Source organism: Undibacterium sp. Ji50W, from assembly GCF_049340445.1.
Taxonomy (GTDB): domain Bacteria; phylum Pseudomonadota; class Gammaproteobacteria; order Burkholderiales; family Burkholderiaceae_D; genus Undibacterium.
Window position 1 is genome coordinate 358491 of sequence record NZ_JBMPOX010000002.1, and the last position, 21445, is coordinate 379935.

At 51.9% G+C, this 21445-nt stretch carries 19 protein-coding genes; 12 read left to right on the forward strand and 7 right to left on the reverse strand.

Translation table 11 applies throughout. The annotated features are described in order from the left end of the window. Positions 1–154 precede the first annotated feature (154 nt). Entirely contained in the window at positions 155–871 is a 717-nt protein-coding gene (trmB, locus tag ACO0K9_RS06865; protein ID WP_422983133.1) for a tRNA (guanosine(46)-N7)-methyltransferase TrmB, read from the forward strand. 14 nt (positions 872–885) lie between these two features. Here the strand turns inward: trmB and ACO0K9_RS06870 are convergent, their stop codons facing one another. The 3 genes from ACO0K9_RS06870 to ACO0K9_RS06880 all read right to left on the reverse strand — a co-directional run bounded on the left by ACO0K9_RS06870 (position 886) and on the right by ACO0K9_RS06880 (position 8428). Beyond that, on the reverse strand, positions 886–4740 hold the full coding sequence (locus ACO0K9_RS06870; RefSeq protein WP_422983135.1) for a PAS domain S-box protein: 3855 nt from the start codon (positions 4738–4740) through the stop codon (positions 886–888). A 348-nt stretch (positions 4741–5088) separates the two neighbouring features. Continuing rightward, on the reverse strand, positions 5089–7629 hold the full coding sequence (locus ACO0K9_RS06875; protein WP_422983137.1) for a DEAD/DEAH box helicase: 2541 nt from the start codon (positions 7627–7629) through the stop codon (positions 5089–5091). Then, on the reverse strand, positions 7616–8428 hold the full coding sequence (locus ACO0K9_RS06880; protein ID WP_422983139.1) for a fumarylacetoacetate hydrolase family protein: 813 nt from the start codon (positions 8426–8428) through the stop codon (positions 7616–7618). The genes ACO0K9_RS06875 and ACO0K9_RS06880 overlap by 14 nt, the downstream gene beginning before the upstream one ends. A gap of 228 nt (positions 8429–8656) precedes the next feature. Between ACO0K9_RS06880 and ACO0K9_RS06885 the strand changes: the two genes are divergently transcribed. The 3 genes from ACO0K9_RS06885 (at position 8657) to ACO0K9_RS06895 (ending at position 11461) form a co-directional block, all read left to right on the forward strand. After that, positions 8657–9067, forward strand: a complete 411-nt coding sequence (locus tag ACO0K9_RS06885; protein WP_422983141.1) for a GntR family transcriptional regulator — start codon at positions 8657–8659, stop codon at positions 9065–9067. Between the two features lie 2 nt (positions 9068–9069). Further along, entirely contained in the window at positions 9070–9963 is an 894-nt protein-coding gene (locus tag ACO0K9_RS06890; protein ID WP_422983143.1) for an ABC transporter ATP-binding protein, read from the forward strand. 61 nt (positions 9964–10024) lie between these two features. Then, positions 10025–11461 carry a hypothetical protein gene (locus ACO0K9_RS06895; RefSeq protein ID WP_422983145.1) on the forward strand — a complete coding sequence of 479 codons (1437 nt, stop codon included), beginning with the start codon at positions 10025–10027 and terminating at the stop codon, positions 11459–11461. Here ACO0K9_RS06895 and ACO0K9_RS06900 read toward each other — a convergent pair. Both ACO0K9_RS06900 and ACO0K9_RS06905 read right to left on the reverse strand, forming a co-directional pair. Next, positions 11458–11592 carry a hypothetical protein gene (locus ACO0K9_RS06900; protein WP_422983147.1) on the reverse strand — a complete coding sequence of 45 codons (135 nt, stop codon included), beginning with the start codon at positions 11590–11592 and terminating at the stop codon, positions 11458–11460. The genes ACO0K9_RS06895 and ACO0K9_RS06900 overlap by 4 nt on opposite strands. Positions 11593–11730: 138 nt before the next feature. Further along, positions 11731–12543 (reverse strand): phosphate/phosphite/phosphonate ABC transporter substrate-binding protein, encoded by an 813-nt coding sequence (locus tag ACO0K9_RS06905; protein ID WP_422983149.1) that lies wholly within the window; start codon positions 12541–12543, stop codon positions 11731–11733. A 188-nt stretch (positions 12544–12731) separates the two neighbouring features. Between ACO0K9_RS06905 and ACO0K9_RS06910 the strand changes: the two genes are divergently transcribed. Both ACO0K9_RS06910 and ACO0K9_RS06915 read left to right on the forward strand, forming a co-directional pair. After that, complete coding sequence (locus ACO0K9_RS06910) at positions 12732–13184, forward strand: DsrE family protein (RefSeq protein WP_422983151.1); 453 nt, start codon at positions 12732–12734, stop codon at positions 13182–13184. A gap of 81 nt (positions 13185–13265) precedes the next feature. Beyond that, positions 13266–13796, forward strand: coding sequence for a hypothetical protein (locus ACO0K9_RS06915; protein ID WP_422983153.1), 531 nt, complete (start codon positions 13266–13268; stop codon positions 13794–13796). 30 nt (positions 13797–13826) lie between these two features. Here the strand turns inward: ACO0K9_RS06915 and ACO0K9_RS06920 are convergent, their stop codons facing one another. Both ACO0K9_RS06920 and ACO0K9_RS06925 read right to left on the reverse strand, forming a co-directional pair. Then, complete coding sequence (locus tag ACO0K9_RS06920; protein WP_422983155.1) at positions 13827–14678, reverse strand: hypothetical protein; 852 nt, start codon at positions 14676–14678, stop codon at positions 13827–13829. Positions 14679–14841: 163 nt separating this feature from the next. Beyond that, positions 14842–15390: a rhomboid family intramembrane serine protease gene (locus ACO0K9_RS06925; protein ID WP_422983157.1), complete on the reverse strand. Its 549-nt coding sequence runs from the start codon at positions 15388–15390 to the stop codon at positions 14842–14844. Between the two features lie 344 nt (positions 15391–15734). On the opposite strand from ACO0K9_RS06925, the gene soxC reads away from it, so the two are divergent. The 6 genes from soxC to soxX all read left to right on the forward strand — a co-directional run bounded on the left by soxC (position 15735) and on the right by soxX (position 20773). Beyond that, positions 15735–17099, forward strand: coding sequence for a sulfite dehydrogenase (gene soxC, locus ACO0K9_RS06930; RefSeq protein ID WP_422983159.1), 1365 nt, complete (start codon positions 15735–15737; stop codon positions 17097–17099). Beyond that, a complete protein-coding gene (locus ACO0K9_RS06935; RefSeq protein ID WP_422983161.1) occupies positions 17083–18114 on the forward strand; it encodes a c-type cytochrome in 1032 nt (343 codons plus the stop codon). The genes soxC and ACO0K9_RS06935 overlap by 17 nt, the downstream gene beginning before the upstream one ends. A gap of 118 nt (positions 18115–18232) precedes the next feature. Further along, positions 18233–18721: a thiosulfate oxidation carrier protein SoxY gene (soxY, locus tag ACO0K9_RS06940; protein WP_422983163.1), complete on the forward strand. Its 489-nt coding sequence runs from the start codon at positions 18233–18235 to the stop codon at positions 18719–18721. Between the two features lie 253 nt (positions 18722–18974). Continuing rightward, entirely contained in the window at positions 18975–19286 is a 312-nt protein-coding gene (soxZ, locus tag ACO0K9_RS06945; protein WP_422983165.1) for a thiosulfate oxidation carrier complex protein SoxZ, read from the forward strand. A 60-nt stretch (positions 19287–19346) separates the two neighbouring features. Beyond that, positions 19347–20132, forward strand: coding sequence for a sulfur oxidation c-type cytochrome SoxA (gene soxA, locus ACO0K9_RS06950; protein ID WP_422983185.1), 786 nt, complete (start codon positions 19347–19349; stop codon positions 20130–20132). Between the two features lie 71 nt (positions 20133–20203). Next, positions 20204–20773: a sulfur oxidation c-type cytochrome SoxX gene (soxX, locus tag ACO0K9_RS06955; protein ID WP_422983187.1), complete on the forward strand. Its 570-nt coding sequence runs from the start codon at positions 20204–20206 to the stop codon at positions 20771–20773. The last annotated feature ends 672 nt before the right edge of the window (positions 20774–21445 follow it).

Consider the following 21445-nt stretch of genomic DNA (forward strand, 5'->3'; position numbering starts at 1 on the left):
TAAAATACGCGCCTTGTTTAACGGTTAAGCAGGTAAAGGGTGCGCCAGACCACGAAAGTCTGGTATCACGCGTGGGTGTTGCTGCCGCACTTGTCTTGCACCGGGACTACCCCTCAAATACCTGTACCAGCTTCCATTCTTATTGAATTCCTGTATGTCTGATTCCAAGCCTGCTGACGGCAGCAAACCGATGTTTTATGATCCTACCGAGCGCCGCATCCGTAGCTTTGTGACCCGTGCCGGACGTTTGTCCGATGCCCAGGCCAGGGCCTTGGACACCCTGGCGCCGCGTTTTTGTATCCCTTATCAAAAAGCACAACTGGATGTGGATGCTGCTTTTGGTCGCCAGGCACCGACTGTATTTGAAATCGGTTTTGGCATGGGCGAAACCAGCGCAAAGATTTCTGCCGGCATGCCGGAAAAAAACTTTATCGGGGTCGAGGTACATACACCGGGTGTTGGCAGTTTATTGAAGCTGACAGATGAAATGGGTTTGCACAACCAGCGCATCATCCAGCATGATGCATTTGAAGTGTTGACACACATGATTGCCCCGGCTTCGCTGCATGGCATACACGTGTTTTTTCCCGATCCATGGCACAAGGCGCGCCACAATAAGCGTCGCCTGATACAGGGGCCGCTGGTGGCCTTGCTGGCTTCGCGCCTGGCCCCTGGCGGCTATCTGCATTGCGCGACGGACTGGGAAGAATATGCGGTGCAGATGCTGGAAGTATTGGGTGCCGAACCGGCATTGGAAAATACCGCCGATGGCTATGCGCCACGCCCGGATTACCGTCCTGTCACCAAGTTTGAGAATCGCGGCCTGCGGCTTGGTCATGGTGTCTGGGACCTGGTGTTCCGCAAAAAATAATCCCGCTGCAGAATTCAATGCAAGGCCTGCAGACTGAGTCTGGGCCGCAGGTCGCGCCAGCGGCCTTCCGCCTTCCAGCCTGCTGACCAGTCGATGAACTGATCAGCAGGCATAGGAAGGGCAATACCATAACCCTGTGCCAGCCGGCAGCCCAGTTCCAGCAGTTTGGCACCATGTTCCATGGTTTCCACACCTTCGGCGATGACCTGGCGGTCAAACGCACCTGCCAGGCGTATGACGCCTTCGACGATATCCAGGTCTTCGACATCATTGAGCATGTCGCGTACAAAGCTCTGATCAATTTTCAAGGTATGGACCGGCAACTTGCGCAGATAGGTCAGGGAAGAATAGCCGGTACCGAAATCATCCAGTGCAAATTGGATACCCATCTGCCGACAACGATTCAGGATGGCGACCGCCTGTTCCATATCGGCGATGGCGGCCGATTCCAACACTTCCAGTTCAAAATTGGCAGCATGAAAATACGGGTGCTGCCTGAGTGCCGATTGCAAATAATCACAGAAACCTTGTTCCAACAGGTGATGGGCACTGATATTGGCACTGACGCAAATCGACATTCCGCGCAACTGCCAGTTATTGGCTTGTTGCAAGGCTGCCTTGATAACCCATTCCCCCACCAGTTTTTCCAGTTTACTGCCATAAATGTGTGGCAGAAATTCCATTGGTGACAGGATGCCGCGTTCCGGGTGCTGCCAGCGTATCAATGCTTCGGCACCTATCACTTCACCGGTAATCAGGTCCACCTTGGGCTGGTAGTAGAGAACGAATTCTTCCTGGTTCAGGGCAATTTGCAGACGCTCCAGAATTTTCCGGCGTTGCTGCGCCTTGCGGTCATTTTCGGGGTCGAACAGGTGGTAGCGATTCTTGCCAGCTTCTTTTGCCAGATACATGGCATGGTCGGCATGCCGTAACAGGGTATCGGCATCGACATTGTCATCCGGATACAGGCTGACGCCTATGCTGGCAGAAATGCTGACCACCACTTCATTCAGTTTTATGGGCTGGCTGACGCTGGTGAGGATACGATCAAGTATGGTGACGCTTTCTTCTGCCGATGAAATGTCTGACAACAGCAGGGCAAATTCGTCGCCACCCAAGCGTGCCAGGGTATCATCTGCACGCAGCACATGCTTGAGGTTTTCGGTCACACTGATCAACAGCCTGTCTCCGGCGTCGTGGCCGTAGTGATCATTGATGCTTTTGAAACCGTCCAGGTCAAGATAGCAGATCGCCACGGTCTTGCCAGTGCGTTTGGCACGATTTACTGCCTGGTCCAGGCGGTCTGCCAACAGACGTCGGTTCGGTGCACCTGTCAGCGTATCATAATTGGCGATGCGTTCCAGTTCTGCTTCATGGGTTTTCAACTCGCTGATGTCGGTGAAGATGCCTATGTAATACTGAATCTCACCTCTGGCGTCGCGCACCGAGGAAATCGATAACAGCTCAGGATAGATTTCGCCATTCTTGCGTTTGTTCCATATTTCACCGCGCCAGAAATCGTTGTTGTTGACGGCATTCCACATCTCAGCGTAAAAACTGGTGTTATGGCGTCCTGAAGACAGCAGATTGGTGGATTTGCCGCAAATGTCTTTTTCGGTGTAGCCAGTAATGCGGGTGAATGCCGGATTGATCTTGGTGATGCATCCCTCGGGATTGACAACCATGATGCCTTCATAACTGTTGCTGAATACGGTTGCAGCTTCACGCTGCGTCAGTTCCATTATTTTTTTATCGGTGATGTCGGTATGGGTACCGGACATGATCAGGGGCGTACCATCCGCGGCCCTGGAAACAATCGCACCCCGTGTCAGTATCCAGCGCCATTCACCCGTTTTGGTACGCAGGCGCAATTCCAGTTCATGTGCTGCTGTGACACCGTGCCGGTGTCGGTCCAGAGACCGTTTTGCCTGCACCAGGTCTTCAGGATGCACATGATCGCCCCAGTGTTCGGGACTGACATTCATTTCGCCAGGGTCGTAACCCAGCATGGTTTCCCAGCGAGCGCTGACCTGGAAGGTATTGCTCAACAGGTCCCAGTCCCAGTATCCCTGATCCGAGCCTCGCATGACGCGCTCCAGCCTTTGCTCTCTTTCCAGCAATTCCGCAGCGGTGCGTTTTTTGTCGTTAATGTCTGATAGTGTGCCAACCACCCTGAGTGGATTACCGTCGGCATCGCGCCTGACAGCACGGCCTTTGGCACGCATCCATTTGATGGCACCGGATTTGGTGATCATGCGGTATTCAAAATCGATATCCGGTGTGCGGCCTTGTCTGTGCGCCTCGATTTGTTGCAAGGTATTCGGCAGATCATCCGGATGTACCAGCCGTTTGAAGAAATCAAAGTCACGGTTATCAGCGCTTTCCTCATAGCCAGTCATGTCGTAATAATGGCGTGACCGGTACACTTTGCCGCTGGGGACATCCCAGTCCCACAAACCTTCGCTGGTCGCTTCAATCGCCATCTGCAGGCGTTCTTCGCTGGCCTGCAATTGCATGGCGGCGTTTTTGCGCTCGGTAATATCTTGCACACTGCCATGCAACTTGATCAGTTTTCCCTGTGTGTCCATTAAGGCTTCGCCACGGGCAATAATCCAGCGATGCTTACCGTCTGGCCTGACTACTTCGGCATCGCAGGTATAGGGAGCATGGGTTTGCAGTGTCTGTTCGACTACGCTGGCCAGCCTGGCCCAGCTGTCGGGGGTAAAGTATTTCTGCACTTCGGGGTAAACGGCGGCTGGTAGCGCAGGATCGCGGCCATAAATTTGATAGACTTCTTCCGACCAGGTGTGAACATCGGTACGTACATTCCATTCCCAACTGCCGACTGCGGCCAGGCGCTGTGCCACACGCATGGCGGCTTCACTTTCCTTGAGTGCCGCCTCTGCCTCCTTGCGTTCGGTCACGTCGCGGGCAATCCCGAACAGGCCAGTGATTTTTCCCTTCTTGTCACGCATGGGGCCTTTGGTAATCATGAATACCAGGGCACGGCCATCGTGGGTATCGATGGATTCATCATAGGTCTGGGTATCACCGTTACTCAAAATGGCCTGGTCTTTTGCATGAATGCTGTCTGCTGAAATGTCGGGAAACAGATGACGATCATTCTTGCCGAGGATTTCTGCCTTGGTTTTGCCTACAAACTGTGCTCCGGCTTCATTGATGAGAATATAGCGGCCTTCCATATCCTTGACGAATACGGCATCCGAGGTGCCATACACGATGGCGTCGAGCAGATTGCGATTGCTCTGCACTTTGAGCAGGGACTTGCGCAAGGCTTCACTCATAAAACTGACAGCGATGCCGCTGATTACCAGGAAGCTCAGTTGAAATATATCCGGTCCGGGTTTGATTTCAAAACTGTGTATTGGTGGAATAACGAAATAAATCAGGCCTATCGTTGCGATCAGTGTGGTCAGCAAACCAGGCCCTAGACCACCTGCCAGCGCACTTAGCACGATAGGTAGTACAAATATGATGAGCAAGGGCCGGTTGTCAAAACTGGGGGCTATCGCTTCACGCAGCATCAGTACGGACAGGGGAAGAATGACGGCCAGCAGGTAAATCATGACGCGTGACGGCGTCTGCTCTTGATACTCTTCCAGCACGACAGGACCTGACCATGTCTGATGCTGTCCTTTCCTTGCGGGGACGGCATGCAGGGCCAGGAACAGCAGGGCGCTGGTCGTGACCACAAAAAAAACGCCTTTGGCAGTGGATAACCACGTCATCTTATCGACATCACTAATACTGGACAGTAAACTGTCAGACAGGAATATCCATGCCAGTGCCAGCAATAAATACAGCACTGTCACAATACCAATGTAGCGATTCCGTCGCGTAGTCGTCATGGGTAACCTGTCTTTGGAACATCAGTCATGGACATCAAGTCTGGTCGCCCCTTGTGCCGTATGCCGTGGTACCTGATCATTTTGTCCTGCAATTGCCACGATACAGTTTTGCCAGTACCCCTACCTGTTGTTGCCAGCAGACGCGGACAGGGTTATATAAGCTTAAATGAGAATTTCCATTAAGCAAGCATTCGAGATTAACATGTCTCAATACACTTATTTGCTAAGATGTGGCAACTATGTTTTTTTGTCAATTGTAGAAAAGATAAAATTTGCAAATTAAACAAATTTTTAACTTTGGGCGGTTTGCTGACATCCATCTATCCACCACTCCATCCTATTGATGCCTCAGGTGTTGCTGGTTAGCGTTGCGCTCAGAGGGGCTAGCAGGGCCTGAAGATCTTCTGCACTGAATTTCTGTGAAAAGGCGGTATCGCTACCCAGTACCCCTTCCGCCAGTGCTGCCTTGCGTGCCTGCAGACCAAGTATGCGCTCTTCTATACTGCCTTCGATAAGTAATTTGTAGATAAATACCGCTTGTTGTTGGCCGATGCGATGGGCACGGGCATTGGCCTGTTCTTCGACGGCCGGGTTCCACCACGGGTCCATGTGGATGATGGTGTCAGCGGCGGTCAGGTTCAGGCCCACACCGCCGGCTTTAAGGCTGATCAACATGATTGGCACCTGCTTGTCCTGAAACTGGGCGACCACCGCGCCACGGCTGGCGGTCGCAGTTTTGCCGGTCAACATCAGGCAGGCAAGGTCGAGTTCTGCCAGCATCACGGCAATCAGCTCCAGCATTTCCGTGAATTGCGAAAACACCAGGATGCGACGGCCTTCTGCCACTAGTGCCGGCAGCATGTCTGCCAGCATGTCGAGCTTGGCTCTTTCCATGTCCGGCGGCAGGTTCTGGCCTTTCAACAACTGCGGGTCGCAGCACACCTGGCGCAGCTTTAACAGTGCATCGAGGATAGTGATCTGCGCGCCATCAAAACCCTTGCGTTGCAGTACCCGCCTTACCTGCTCATCGGCAGCGACGCGCACGCTTTCATACAGTTCACGCTGTTTGCCTTGCAGACGCAGGCGCTTGATGACTTCGGTGCGGGGTGGTAATTCTGTTGCCACGTCATCCTTGCGTCGCCGCAGTATGAAAGGGCGCACCCGTTGCGCCAGCAATTGCGCCCGCAAGGTTTCGCCATTGACTTCAATGGGCTTGCGCCACAGGCGTGAAAAGCTGCGTATATCACCGAGGAAGCCGGGCATCAGAAAATCAAACTGGGTCCACAATTCACCGAGATTATTTTCCAGTGGCGTGCCCGTCATGCACAGCCTGTGTCTGGCCTGGATGCGGCGCACGGCGTCGGCGCTGCGGCTGGCGGCATTCTTTACAGTTTGTGCTTCATCGAGTATCAGCAAATGAAATTCTTGTGCTGCCAGCGTATCCAGATCACGCCATAGCAAAGGATAGGTGGTCAGTACCACATCGGCCTGGCGGATGTCGGCAAACAGGTCGCTGCGTTCTGGCCCTTGCAAGGTCAGTACCCGCAGGGCCGGAGCCATGCGGCGGGCTTCGGCCTGCCAGTTGAAGATCAGTGAAGTTGGCAAGACGATCAGCGCAGGAATATCCAGTCTGCCTTGCTGTTTTTCTATCAGCAGATGGGCCAGTACCTGGGCGGTCTTGCCCAGGCCCATGTCGTCTGCCAGTATGCCTGCCAGATGTTGCTCGCGCAGATATTGCAACCAGGCCACGCCATGCAGTTGATACGGGCGCAAAGTCACACCCAGGCCAGTGGGTGCCGCCACGGCACGCAGACTGCCGCTTTTTTTCAAGCGCTGTGCCAGGTTGCGCAAGCCGACCTCGCCCTGCAACTGCCAGCCACCGTGCGGGCCAGCACGCGCAGGCTGGCTGTCGAGCAGGCTGGCGCGCAGGGCTTCCAGCCGGTAATTGTCCCAGGCCGATAATTGTACCGGGCCTTCCATCTGCGGCCTGTCGGTCAGCAAATCCAGCATGTGGATGACGATGGCTTTCAATGGTGCTGCCATGGCGTCGATGCGCTTACCGCCTGGCGCACGCAATTGTATGATGGCCATGTCGTCTATCTGGCGTATCTGCCTGGCATTCAGCCAGCGAGCATCACGTTGCAGCAGATGCGCCAGCATGGGAACCAGATCCAGTACTTCACCTTCGATTTCTATGCCCAGGCTCAGCATCCATGAACCCTCACGTGCTGGCAAGCCCAGCGGGGTGATGATTTCGGTGCGATTGCGCATACGTGATGCCACCTGCTTGCCAATGATGGCACCGGTATTTTCGTCGATGATCAAATGCCAGGCATCGACCGGCACACTTTCATGCGCAAAGCCGGGGCGTACCACGACTTGCCAGCCCAGCGCCTGCATCTCAGGCAATCGGTCGGCCCAGAAATCAGCAAAAAAACCTTCCTGTACCAGGCTCCATAGTGGGCCAAATTTCTCGGCTACCGCCTGGTTGCGCCATTGCAGGCTGGCGGCAGGCAGCGGCTGCAGACCGATATCCCAGACTTTGTCCAGGGCATCAGCTTCTGCCCCCAGATCACGCAGCAGGCAGATGGCTTTGCTTTCTGCATCATGCAATAACTGGGTGGAATGCGGGCGGCGGTTCAGCAAGGCGGTTGGAGCCGCAGTTTCCCAGCGCAGGCCGGTATCAGTGTGGTACAGCCAGTCGATTTCGACGACGGTGACACTGCCACCACGTGGACCAAAGTCGCCACTGGGTTTCATGCCCAGCAAGCCATCGCCCCGGTGCAGGGTTTGCAAGCTGATGCGTGGGCGAAAATGACCTGCGACTTCAGGCAAGCCGCGCGGTAAGCCACGCGGTAAGCCGCGCGGTGCCGGTTTATCTTCCTTCAAAACGCACTTGCATCAGACCCAGATCACCAAAGTGCACGCTGATATCGGTATCCACCGGCACTTGCGGGCTGCCGGCGTAGGAACCGGTGATGACGGCTTGCCCCGCTCGCAGGCCCATGCCCTGGCTACGCAGGAATTCTGCTAGCCAATACAAGGGCAAACGCGGCTGACCGGCTGGATGTTGTCCATCCACAGTCACGACCGCCTGGTTGGCGAGCATCAAATCGATACGCATGCTGTGTGTTTGCTGTGCCAGTTGATGATCGATAGCTGGCCCCAGTACCAGACCCTGATTGAACAGGCAATCCGCCAGGTGATCGTAGAAATTCAACTGATCTGCGTTGGCGTACCGTGTATGGATCAATTCCAGCGCCAGCCGTGTTTCACCTATGGCGGCGTCGACTTCCGCTGCTGTATAGGGTGTGGCTCTTGCAGGTAAATCCCGTGCCAGGATGAAGGCCAGTTCTGGTTCAATTTTGACCTGTTGTTGGTGACACCAGACCCTATGCGGCTGTGTAGATGCTTCATGGACATCATTGGCATAGATGGGCGCCAGCACCCATTTTTCGTCACCTGGCATGCCACACTTCCAGCCGACTATGTCTTGCTTGTGCAAGTCGCTGATCAAATAGCTGACGGCGCACTGTATGGCAAATGCAGCTTGCAGCGTCGTTGGGCGATATGCTGCCGGCAGCGCTGGGCCCTGTTCACCGGTAAGGCGTCGCGCCAGCAATATACGTGCTGCGGCCAGGCTGCTGGCCGCATCTTTATTGATCTGCTGGATTGGCTTGGGGATCATCGTCAAAAAATGCTATGAATAGTAGGAGGCATCCGCATGGATGAAATGAGTCTCTGTATTTTATCCTGTCGGTGGCAACAAGATTTATCTTGAAATTATAAAATAAGTGTATTACTATATTAATACACGTAAGCATGGTGTATTCATATTGCACCCATAGTGATGCATTAATCGCCCAATCACTTAATCACAGCGCACAGGAAAGCTTGTTATGGAGCGTAAAACATGATGTCGCCAGAAAGTCCGCGCCAATTAGGCGCAGAGATATTTCGGGTGACGACCGGAACCAGTGAGCCTATTTACCGGCAACTGATAGAACAACTGCGACGTTTACTGGCAGGAGGGCAGGTGGCTGCAGGTGATGCCATGCCATCAGTACGCGAAGTTGCCAGCGCATTAGGCGTCAATCCTATGACCGTATCCAAGGCTTATAGCATGCTGGAGGCAGAAGGTTTGCTGATGCGTCGCCGTGGCCTGGGTATGGAGGTGGCGTCCCAGAAGGGGGGCAGCCAGGACCTGGGTACGCGGCTGGAAATATTACGCCCCAGCCTGGAGCGTATCGCAATCGAAGCCAGTCAGCTGGAATTGGAACCAAAGGCAGTCATCGCACTGCTGACCAGTATTCTTAAAGGAAAATAAGCATGCATGCGCAGCCAACACAACTTACATCGCACCCCATACAAATTCGTGGTTTGAACAAATCCTTCAGTGGGCAGTCTGTCTTGAAAGAACTTGACTGGCACATCGAGCCAGGCAGTATCGTAGGCCTGCTGGGGCGCAATGGTGCCGGTAAATCCACTCTGATCGAGTGCCTGCTGGGCCTGCGTGATGTGGATAGCGGTAGCTCACAGTTATTTGGTGACAATGCCGGGCAACTCAGCCAGGCAACCAGAGCCAGGATAGGTTATGTGCCGCAGCGCAGTGATTTGTTTGAATGGCTGAACGCCAGGCAAATGCTGGATTACTTCCGTCAGTTATATCCACACTGGAATGAAGACAAGGTGAATAGCCTGATGCAGGCCTGGGAACTGCCATTTGACAAGGTCATCAACAAACTGTCTGTCGGACAGAAGCAGCGGCTGTCGATTATCCGCGCCCTGGCGCATGAGCCGGAACTACTGATACTGGATGAACCCGTGTCCAGCCTGGACCCGGCAGGCCGTCGCGATTTCTTGCGTGAACTGATAGAAAGCGTGATAGCGAAACAGACCACGATCGTATTTTCCACCCATATCCTGTCTGACCTGGAAAGGGTAGCCATGAATGTAGCCTTTCTTAACCACGGTCGCATCGTGCATCAGCAGGCACTGGATGACATGATGGATAGCACCGTGCGCGTCAGTGGGACGACCCAAGTGCTGGCGCAACTCACACCCAAGCGGACTTTAAGCGCGTGCCGCAATACCGGCATGCAGGGTGAAGACAGCGTACTGGCCCAGTTTGAACCTCAGCAACTGGAACAACTGCAGAGTCGCCATGATGTACGCCTGGAAAAATTGAGCCTGGAAGATTTGTTCATAGAAATGACACGATAAAGATGAACCAATTGGCCATGCGAAAAAATCAACTCCTGACGCCAGTCGTAAAAGGTACCCCATGAAGACAATCATTTCCATTTGGAAGCAGCCATACTATGCCCGCATCAATACCGGGAGTTTGAAAATAATATGGTTTTTATTGAGCCTGATCGTATTGCTACCGATGGTAGTCGTCTTCTTTGTCGGGAAGAAAGATGAGGGCTGGATACCCATTTTACTGGCACTTTGCCTCGGTCTGTCAATGGCGCTTGGTTTGTTGCTTTTGTCCTGGATGCTGATGCTGGTACCCAGTGTGGCGATGCAATACACACCTGCCAATGCACGTCTTGTGCCTCAGATCAAACGGAATATGCAGTACGCACTGGCTATTCCTACTCTGCTGCTGCCTGCATTGTTGGCTGTGGCGCTGAATTTTCAATCGCAGAGTAATTTTTTTAAAATCTGGATGCTGGGTGTGTTTGCCTTGCTGGTGTACGTTGCCACCATACGCAGTAAATGGGTGTTGATTTTGCTGGTTATCATGTCGCAATTGCCGATCTGGATAGGCACAAAAATAAGCTTGCCTGATACCGGCATATGGAATCAGCCTGTACTGATGTTGTTAATAACCGTTGGATTGACCGCCTTAGTATTGCGTTGGCTTTTTTCCATACATGGCGACCAGCATTTCAAAAGAGAACAGAATTTCGCCGAGATGCAAAAGATGATGCGAGGCGAAGAAGTGCCAATGAATCAGTATCCGTTGAGTTTCATTAGTCCCTATGATTTTCTGTTGCGCCGCTGCATGAAAAAAGTACAGCGCTTTCCAGAAACAGTGAGTCAGCTAATACCATTTTCAATGGGCAGACAGGTATTTTGGTTAACTAGCTTTATGTCTATGCTACTCATGTGTGTAGGCATGTGCGTTTACTTTATTTTCTTTCTTCGCCATTCCGGTAAGTTTGATGACAAAGATATTTTGCTGGCGTATTTTGTTCCGGTCGCATCTTTTATTTTTTTACCCATTGTATATTCCAGCGTCGTACTTACTAGCGTAAATCAACGCAGGGGTGAACAAAGCTTACTTTGTCTTGCAGCCAGGTTGCCGGGCGTTAAGCAGCAAACTGTGCTCATTGCGGGTTTCCTATTACGTCAGGCACTGTGCCTATGGTTTGTTACAACGGTGATCGTTTGCTTGACAGTATATTTTTCATCTGCCGGACCAACGATGAACGGATCAGTCTGGATAGGTTGTTTTTGCTTGCTGCCTCTCAGTGTCATGAGCCTGAACAACTATGCCGTGATGAAGTCACGTTATGATTTCGCTTTGTTGATCGGCGTGGCGATGTCTGTTTTGCCTGGATTGGTTCTGGTTATTTTGTATGTAAAATTTTTACCTTGCCCTGCATGGTTTATCTGCGCTGGTGTGGCAGTCGGCACCGGCATAGTCTTGCGCTGGCGCTGGAATCAGCTCATGCAGGTGGCGGCAGTTTTCCCTGTCGGCCGGGCAGTTTAGCCACAGCTTAAGGATAACATCATGCGTGCCTTGATCTGGAGTTGTAGTTTTTTGATCGCAGCCAGCCTGCTGATGCCTTCTGGACCTTTGATATCGGCGACATCAGCACGGCAGATTTGTGAGCGTGTCACTTATGAGCAATCCCTGTTGACCGGTCTGCATCTGACACTGAAGCAGGAAATCCTGGGCTGCTTGCTTTTGTATGTGAATACGAAGCTTGTAAAGTCCTGATTTGGGTTAGCGCTGGGTCAGCATTGGATCAGGTTTTATTAACCCAACCATTTCAGCAAATCGTGCAGACTTTGTTCATTGCTTTTTATATCAAATTCCTTGATGCCTAACTGTTTCAGGATGACTTTACCGGGTTCGGTTTCGTCCATTTGTCCCAGTTCTTTCTTCAAAGCCTGAATTTGCGCAGCGCTGAATCTGGCATGTGCAATCAAGGGTTGGTAAGGCTGTTTCTGGCTGGTATGGATGACGCGATGCCCGGTTTTTTCCAGATTCTTGGCTACCGCAGAATACGAGGCAACACCGCCCACATCCGCCAACTGGTTGTCCAGATAAAAAATAACGGCCCCTTGTTCTTTTGCATACTGGATTTTTTCTGCTTCGAGATCGAAACCATTGTGTACCAGTTCGGCCGAGCAGAATTTCGACATGTATGAAATCTTCTCTGGCAGTGTGATGCGTTTGCCCTTGATGTCACTGATATTTTTCAAAGGTGACGCCTTTGGTACGATCAACAGACAATGACCTTCTGGCTTGGAGGTTGATATCAACTGGTATTTGTAATCACGCACACCGCGTGCTGGATAATCACTGGGGCGGGCCATCACAAAATCCATCTTGCCGGATTTCATGCCTTCTTCCAGTTGGGCAAATTCCCGCGTCACGATAACCACGACTTTTTTGCCCAGGGCCTTGCTCATCACCTCTGCCAGGCCGGTATATTTTTCTATAATCTGAGCCGAATCCTGGCCGCCGGATGTACCTTCACTGACGTTCAGGGTATAAGTATTTTGCGCAAAAGCGCTGATGCTAAATACCAGTGTGCAGGCTGCAATCGAGAAAAGTTTTTTCATATACATGCCCAGATTGTGTGCGTATGGAAAGACCAACTCTAATCCAGTCATGCATGGACATGCAATGATTTTTAACATTCTTTTCAGAAATGAATGTTTTTCCAACGAAATGTTGACATCGAAATATCATTTTCAGCGGACGCATAAATCTGGTATCGTTATCTGATCATTTGAAAACAGGAGTAAGCATGAGACTGATTTCCTACTATGGGCGTTTGCTGGCACTGGCACTGGTATTGAACGGCATGGTGCATGTCAGCGCACTGGCGCAGCAAGATGCCGGCACGCAGGCGGTAAAGAAATCCAAAGTTGTTTTTCAGGTCAGTGATGGCGACAGCAAAAAATGGGATTTGACGCTGAATAATGTCAAAAACGTCATCAAGGATATGGGCCGGGATAATATCGAGGTGGAAATCGTCGCCTATGGTCCTGGCATTGATATGTTCAAATTTGAATCCCAGGCAGCCAGCCGCATCGATGAAGTGCTTAAATTGGGGGCCCAGGTCATGATCTGTGAAAATACCATGCGCGCCCAAAAAATCACCAAGGCAGATATGCTGGATAACCTGGGTTATGTTGAGGCAGGCGTGTCACAACTGATCAAGCGCCAGCAGCAGGGTTATGCCTATATCAGGCCCTGATATGACGGCGACGCTGCAATTCTGGCGGGACTTCTCGCGGATTGAAATGATGGCACTTCGGTTTCAAGCTGGGTGACAACTATGCATAATCTCAGTCTGATCAGAAAAATTGCTTCGCTATTGTTGTTGATCTGTTTTGTCCTGCCTTTGTCCAAATGCGAATCTGCGAAAGAGCCTGCGACAGAAAGCACAGAACGCACAGAAAGCACAGAAAAGCCAGTAACAGCGAAAGCACCCGTTAAAGAAACAAACAAGGATAGCGTCTATGTAGACGGTTATTTGTATCCCTACAAACTTGTACAGCAGGGCTGGAACCGCATTCAGGAAGGAACGCTGGGTTTTGGTGTTCTGGATTTGCTTGAAATTGTCATCGTTTTCTTTTTACCCTTTGCACTGTTGTTCGTCCGTGAAAAACCACAGACCATCATTACCACTATTGCCAGTGTGCTCGCGAGTTTCCCTCTGTTTTTCTGGGTGCTTTTTTGGGGAAATCCTGAATGGGGCGGCATCATGGCGGTGACTTGCTGGTTTGTTTTGCTGGCCATCAGTCTGATCACGCTATTTCAGTGGTGGTGGCAACGCAGGCAAAAACGGCAACAGGGTCTTGCATAGCGCGCTGCCCCTGTGAGCAGCGCTTGACTGCTATTTGATCGCCCTGATTCCTGCATGCCCATGCCTGGTCGGGTGCATTTCTTCATGGTAATTGGGGGCGCGGGTTTGCATGGTGTTGTTGTTGCCCAGTATCGTGGTGGTGGTTAATGCGGGTTGGCCGTCGCGCCAGCAAGCCAGGGCAGAATTGCGGTTGCCATGCAGGTCGATGATGATGCGTCGTTTTTCTGCTTCCGGGAGATGGTCGTCTGGTTGGGCCGGCCGCGTTTTGGGTGGCAGGACGATGGCGTCACCTGGCTGTATCCATAAATCAGCCAGGAAAATTTCCTGCACATAGGGCCGCCAGCGTGCCACGCTGATGACCAGGGGTCGCTCATCCTGGGAGAAAAACACATGCGGAAAATCATGGAATTCCAGGTCAGTCGGATTGTAAGTCAGCAGTTCACGGCGACGTGTGCCACCCAGGTAAGGTGACTGGTAGCCTGCCCATTTTCCATAGGTGTATTGGGCCATGATCAGGCCCTCGTATTCAAAACGCAGACATTCACCACTTTTAAGCAGCGTCATACCAAAGGCTTGCACGCTGTCTTTGGTCGCAAGTATCGTTTCGTATTCGACTTCTGCCGTGTTGAAATTGAATTCGGTGATCTCGTAAGGATGACCATCATTGGGTATGGTCTTGGCATGGTGACTGATGCCCTGATATTTGGTACCCAGATACAGGTCAGGATTGTCTGGTGCCAGGCTGATCTCATGACCGAAAGCTAGCCGCAATGGCCTGCCATGACCGCGCTCATTGTAGAGAAATGGATGCTCTTTGGGATCTAAGTCTATATACGGGCCATCTTCGATGAAGATGGGGGCATCAAAGTATGAGTCGCTCACAGTGGCACTCCTGAATGGGGATGGCAGGAAAAAGGCTATACCCGGAATAATTCTTTCCGGGTAGCGCCGCATTCTCATGCTAACTTGTTATGCCTTCATTGTGCCAGTTTCTTTATAAGGACTTACCAGGTTTGGATTGAATGCGAAGTGACCGATAGCCTGATCATGCGGATTCATTCAGCGTGGCAGGACGGTTTGCACCTGGCGATGCAAGCAAACTACTCAGGCTGATCAATAGTCCTGCGGCGAAACCATGCACATGGCCTGCTTTGATAGTTGCGATGGCATGTACATCGAGCGCAATCTGTATGGCGACTATCAGACCTGCAAACCATGCCATTTTATTGCGTGGCAGTAAAATGAATACCCCCGCGCACAGGGCCATCAAAGCTTGCGATGCACCGTCTGTAACCAGGTCCGGGTAATACCAGACACTGGCAGCCTGGCCAGCAAGGCCGCCAATCAGATAGAGGCTGATCAACAGCCGCCAGCCACGTGCGCGTTCCAGGGTGCTCGCCAATACAAAGATGCAGGTGGTGTTGAACAGCATATGCAGGAAATGTACATGCAAAAATTGCGACACCAGCAAGCGCCACCATTCATGTGTGGTAAATAGCTCGCCGGTTGCAGCGCCAAGCTGAGGTAGACGCAAGGACTTTTGCGAGGCAAAAAGAGATTGCTTGAAGTACAAGGCCGAGACGGTCCAAGCCATCAGTATCAAACTACTGATACAAACTGCCACGGGTGAGCTGAGGACTATATTTTTCTGTTTCAATTAATCAGAGATTCCTGAATGAGATGGCAAGCTTGAATTGGATAGCAGAACTTACCATGAGTAGGTCAATCCGGCTGATTTGTTGATGCCTTTGTGCGTTGCGCCAAAAAAAGTGTTTGCCTTTTTCTCTTCCTTATTTGATTATATGCGCAAATAGTATTATTTGCGCCTGATCAAATTCAAATCGCTAAAACTGTGCTTAAAAAAGCTTTATGCTGGTTGGTGTGGTAAAGCATACTGACCAGAATGAACGAAGTATCTCATTGGAAAGTTTCAGCCTCATGTCTATCCAAGTCAAAAAATCTGGTCTGTTGCGTCGTGCGCCTGAAAATTTTCTGGATGCGCCTTTGCGTCAAGCCATCAATGAACATGGCTTGAATGACGAACGGCGTGGTTTTTTGCGCAAGAGTTTTGCTGCTGCCACGGCGGCACTGGCATCTGGTGCGGCAATAGCCAGGCCGGGCAGCATGCCAGAAGGGGATGGCGACCCGCTGATACTGAATTTGCAGGAACATGCAAAGACCCTGGGTAATCCTGTCGTCATGCAGGCTTATGGCCAGCCATCCAGATTCGAAGCCAATCTGCAGCGTCGGCAATCACCTGGCTTGACTCGGGTACCGCAGGCTTCCGTCTCATTTGCACCCTTGCAAGGCTTCTTCGGCATCATTACCCCCAGTGGCCTGCATTTTGAACGCCACCATCAGGGCTGGATAGATATCGACCCGGCCCAGCATCGTTTCATGATCAACGGTCTGGTACGTGAAGCCAAGGTTTACACCATGGACGACCTGATGCGCCTGCCCTCGGTATCGCGCATGCACTTCATAGAATGCGGCGCGAATAGCGCGACCGAATGGGGCAATGTCGCCGTACCCACGGTGCAGTACACGCATGGCATGTTGAGCTGTTGCGAATTTACCGGCGTGCCTTTGTCGATCTTGCTGGACGATTGCGGCATAGACCGCAAGAAAGCCAAATTTGTGCTGGCAGAAGGGGGCGATGGTTCTGCCATGACGCGCACGATTGATATTGCCCGTGCCATGGATGATGTCATCGTCGCTTATGGTATGAATGGTGAAATGCTGCGACCAGAAAATGGTTACCCGCTGCGCCTGGTGGTGCCAGGTGTGCAAGGCGTGTCCTGGGTCAAATGGCTGCGCCGCATAGAAGTTGGCGACCAGCCCTGGGCGACCAAGGATGAAGCTATCCACTATATCGATCTGCAACCGGATGGCATGCACAGACAATATACATCGGTACAGGAGTGCAAGTCGGTTATCACCACACCGTCCGGCGGCCAAATGCTGCTGGAAAAAGGCTTTCACAATATCACCGGCCTGGCCTGGTCGGGACGTGGCAAGGTTAAGCGCGTGGATGTCTCTGCTGATGGTGGTCGTAGCTGGCGTACCGCCAGGCTGGAAGGGCCGGTACTGGGCAAATGCCTGACCCGCTTCAATATCGACTGGAACTGGGATGGTACACCGGCGATCCTGCAATCGCGCGCGATGGATGACACTGGGTATGTACAACCCAAGATCGCACAGTTGCGCGCAGTGCGTGGCACCCGTTCGATCTATCACAACAATGCCATCCAGTCCTGGAAAATTAATGAAGTTGGAGAGGTCAGCAATGTACAAGTGGCCTGAGTTGAGCATACTGAGCAAAGCCTTAGGCATACTGATACTGACTGGCATCAGCCTGACCGCCGGTGCGGATAATTATTCCGGCATAGGCAGGGCTGCCACACCCAAAGAAGTAGCGGCTTGGGACATCGATGTGCGGCCGGACTTCAAAGGTTTGCCCAAGGGGCGTGGCAGTGTTGATCAGGGCCAACAGGTATGGGATGGCAAATGTGCATCCTGCCATGGCACCTTTGGTGAATCGAACCAGGTGTTTACCCCCATCGTCGGCGGCACCACCAGGGAAGATGTCAAGAATGGCCGGGTCGCTGCATTGACTGGCAATAGCCAGCCGCAGCGCACTACCCTGATGAAGGTGGCAACTGTTTCCACGCTATGGGATTACATCAATCGCGCCATGCCCTGGAATGCCCCCAAGACGCTGACGACGGATGAAGTGTACGCAGTGACTGCTTATATACTCAACCTGGGGGGCATTGTCGCTGATGACTTTGTCATGTCAGATGCAAACATCGCCGACGTACAAAAGCGTATGCCAAACCGCTTGGGGATGAGCCAGCAGCATGGTTTGTGGCAAACCACAGGCAAGCCCGATGTGAAGAATACAGCCTGCATGAAAGACTGCATCAGGGAAGTGAAAATCACTTCTGAGTTACCGGTCTTTGCGCGTAGCGCCAATGGCAACCCGGTCGAACAAAATCGCACAGTCGGTGCGGTACGGGGTGTGGACCTGAATCAGGCCGCCGTCATCAAAGTCAGCCAGCCTGTCACCGATGAAGGTTTAAAACTGGTCAAGCAATACGCCTGTGTCGCCTGCCATGGTATCAAGGATAAAATTGTCGGCCCCGGCTTTGCCCAGATTGCAGAAAAATACAAAGCGGACGCCAATGCAGAAACCAGTCTGGCCAAAAAAATCAAGGCTGGTGGCAGCGGCGCCTGGGGTGATATTCCCATGCCGTCGCAAGGCCAGGTCAAGGATGGCGAGATCAAGACCATGCTGAGCTGGATTTTGCGACAATAATTCGACATGGATTTTGCAGGTATGTCACGTCGACGGAAGGAATTCGCGTTAAGCTATATCGAACAGGTACAAATCAGTAAATCGCATCATCAGGTAAATGCTCACTCAGGAGACAGCAATGAAGCAGGCAATCAAGATCAATGATGACGGTCAGCAGCGCCGTGATTTTTTACGCATTTCCACCATATTTGGCCTGGCATTTGCCGCCGGCTTGCTGAAACCATCTGATGTATTTGCCGCCGAATGGCAAGCCAAGGCGTTTGAAGCCAAGAGCCTGCAGGATGCGTTTGCCGCCTTGGGTGCAGGCAGCCCGGCTGTCAGCGCCGACATCGCTATCGTTGCGCCAGATATTGCCGAAAATGGTGCAGTTGTGCCAGTCAGTGTCAGCAGTAAGGCCGCCAATACGGATTACATCGCGATTCTGATAGAGAAAAACCCGAACGCCATGTCAGCGGCATTTACTATTCCAGAAGGGACAGAAGCCTCCGTCAGCACCCGCGTCAAGGTAGGCGAAACTTCAAACGTGCATGCGCTGGTGAAGGCGAATGGTAAATGGCTGGTGGCTTCGAAAGAGATTAAGGTTACTCTAGGTGGCTGTGGCGGGTGATGCATGTAAAAACCCATTTCTCGGGCGCATAGCTGCGTTGCAAATGCTCGCAATACCGACGTATTGCTGCGCAAGGGTTACAGTTGGCCTTGCTCTGCATCCCGATAAATGAGTTTTTGAAAAATCGACACGGACTGATATCTACGTCACGGCAGACATTCGCAATACTTGGCATGGCTCTGTTTTGATGTAAATAAATTGTAGGGTTTGTAAATTCAAAGTATTGTTACAGGCAATTAAAAAAGGAGACATCATGGGCGATCCTATGCGTATTCGGGCAGTGGCTACTGGCGACGTTGTTGAAGTAAAAGTGCTGATGCGTCACGATATGGAAACCGGTCAGCGTAAAGACCTGGAAGGTAAAGTTGTACCGGCACATTTCATCAAGACCCTGCAAGCCAAATGGAAAGACAAGCTGGTGCTGGATGCGCAGTTTGGTCCTTCAGTTTCCAAAGATCCTTTCCTGTCCTTCAAGTTCAAGGGCGGTGTCAAGGGCGATAAAGTGTCGGTAACCTGGATAGACAGCAAAGGTGACCAGCGTAGCGACGAAGCAGCCATAAGCTGATAAGGAAACCCCATGTCACGTCTTGCTCTCAAATCACTGTCCTGTATGCCGCTTTGTGTCATGTTGGCATGTTCTGTCTGGTCGTCTGCGCAGGCGCAGACTGCTAGCCCATCCTCAAGCGATGAAATCGCCAAATACCGGCAAATGCTGGCTGATGGCAACCCGGCTGAATTATGGGAAATGCGTGGGCAGGAACTCTGGCAAAAAAAACTTGGCCCGAATCAGCAATCGCTGGAGCAATGTGATCTGGGTAAAGGCCCGGGCGTAACCAAGGGCGCGTATGCAGAATTGCCGCGTTACTTTAAAGACACCAGCAAGGTCATGGATCTTGAGCAACGCCTCATGCATTGTCGTATTAGCCTGCAGGGCCTGACGCGCGAGCAAGCCAGCAAGACTCCCTTTGGCTCTGCCGGCAATCCTTCCGATATCGAAGCCCTGGTTGCTTTTCTGACGGCAGAATCGCGTGGCATGAAACTGGCTATCAGTACCAAGCATCCGGCAGAAAAGCAGGCCTATGAAATTGGTAAAAAGATTTTTTATTACCGTGCCGGCTCCCATGATTTTGCTTGCGCATCTTGCCATTCTAGCGACGGCCAACGCATACGCCTGCAAGACTTGCCTAACCTGAACAACAAGGAAAATGCCCAGGCCGCCTATTCAACCTGGCCTGCTTACCGTGTTTCGCAAGGCGAAGTCCGCAGCATGCAGCACCGGTTGAATGATTGCTTTCGCCAGCAGCGCTTCCCTGTGCCTGATTACGCTTCAGACACCATCACTGCATTGACCATGTTCCTGGCAAAATCTGCCGATGGCGCGGTCATGAATGCACCTGCCTTAAAACGCTAGACGCTGAGGGACTACGCATGAAAAATCTACGCTTACGCCACATCAGTGTTTTGCTGGTGGCAGCTTGTTGCATGACACCGGTTCTTGCTGCCGAACCCGATTATGCCAAGGCCGCGCTGGACATGATGAAGGCTGACTTCAAAGCCAAGGGCCCTGCCACCATGGAACGCATGGTGCTGCAAGATGAAGCCCAGGCACTATGCAGCGCCAATCCGCAAGGTTTAAAACCCCAGCAGGCAAAAAAACTGGAACAGGCCCAACTGGCTTCTGTCAAATATCCGGCTGATGGCCAGTATATGGGCGACTGGAAGAATGGTGAAAAAATTGCCCAGAATGGCCGGGGCATGCAATCGTCCGATGCCATGGGGTCGGTCAATGGCGGCAATTGCTATGCCTGCCATCAGATGAGCAAGAAGGAAATTTCTTTCGGTAATATCGGGCCAACGCTTTATCAATATGGCAAAACACGTGGCACCAGTCCAGAGATAGTGAAATACACGTGGGGGAAAATTTATAACGCGCAAGCGTATAGCGCTTGTTCCAGGATGCCACGGTTTGGGCATAACGGGGTGTTGACGGAGGAGCAGTTGAAGGATGTGATGGCGTTGTTGCTGGATGTGGAGTCGCCGGTGAATAAGTGAGGGACTTAGCGTCGTCGGTCTGATTTGACTGCGTCGGCAGCCTGGGTTTTTTAACGTCACTCTGACCTGAATTACGTCGCTCCAGCGAAGGCTAACTGGTGTCCGGAATAATGTTCTTGACAAAAAATGACCAGGAAATCCCCTCCCTTTCAAGGGGAGGGTTAGGGTGGGGATGGGTTTCGGTCGATTAACGATAGTTGAATTTACGGCGGAAACCTATCCCTCATCTCAACCTTACCCTTGAAGGGGAAGGGGCTTGGAGGGCAGTTTCTGACAAAGAAATATTAGTTTAAAAATTAAGTATTTGATGAAGAGAAATTGCTACAAAACTGCCAGTCCTTGAGGCTCAGAACGAGTCAGGATAATTATTCCGGACAGCAGTGAGCGAAGGATGGAGCCCAGCGTCTATCGTTGTATGCTGATGTTGTGTGTAAGGCGATTGCGCTTCGTAGAACCAAGCCGGGTCTCGGCCCGGCGGCCGAATTCCTTTCTTTGCTTCCCCTCCATGTCAGGATAGATGTCGCGTCATCAGAAATCTAACCCGTTGGAGAGCGAAAGGCAGAGTAAGATGAAACGAGTACGCTATACGGCAGAACAAAAGGAATGGGTAATTCAACAAATGATACCTCCCATCAATCGTGCCATTGTGGAATTAGCCCAAGCCACAGGAAT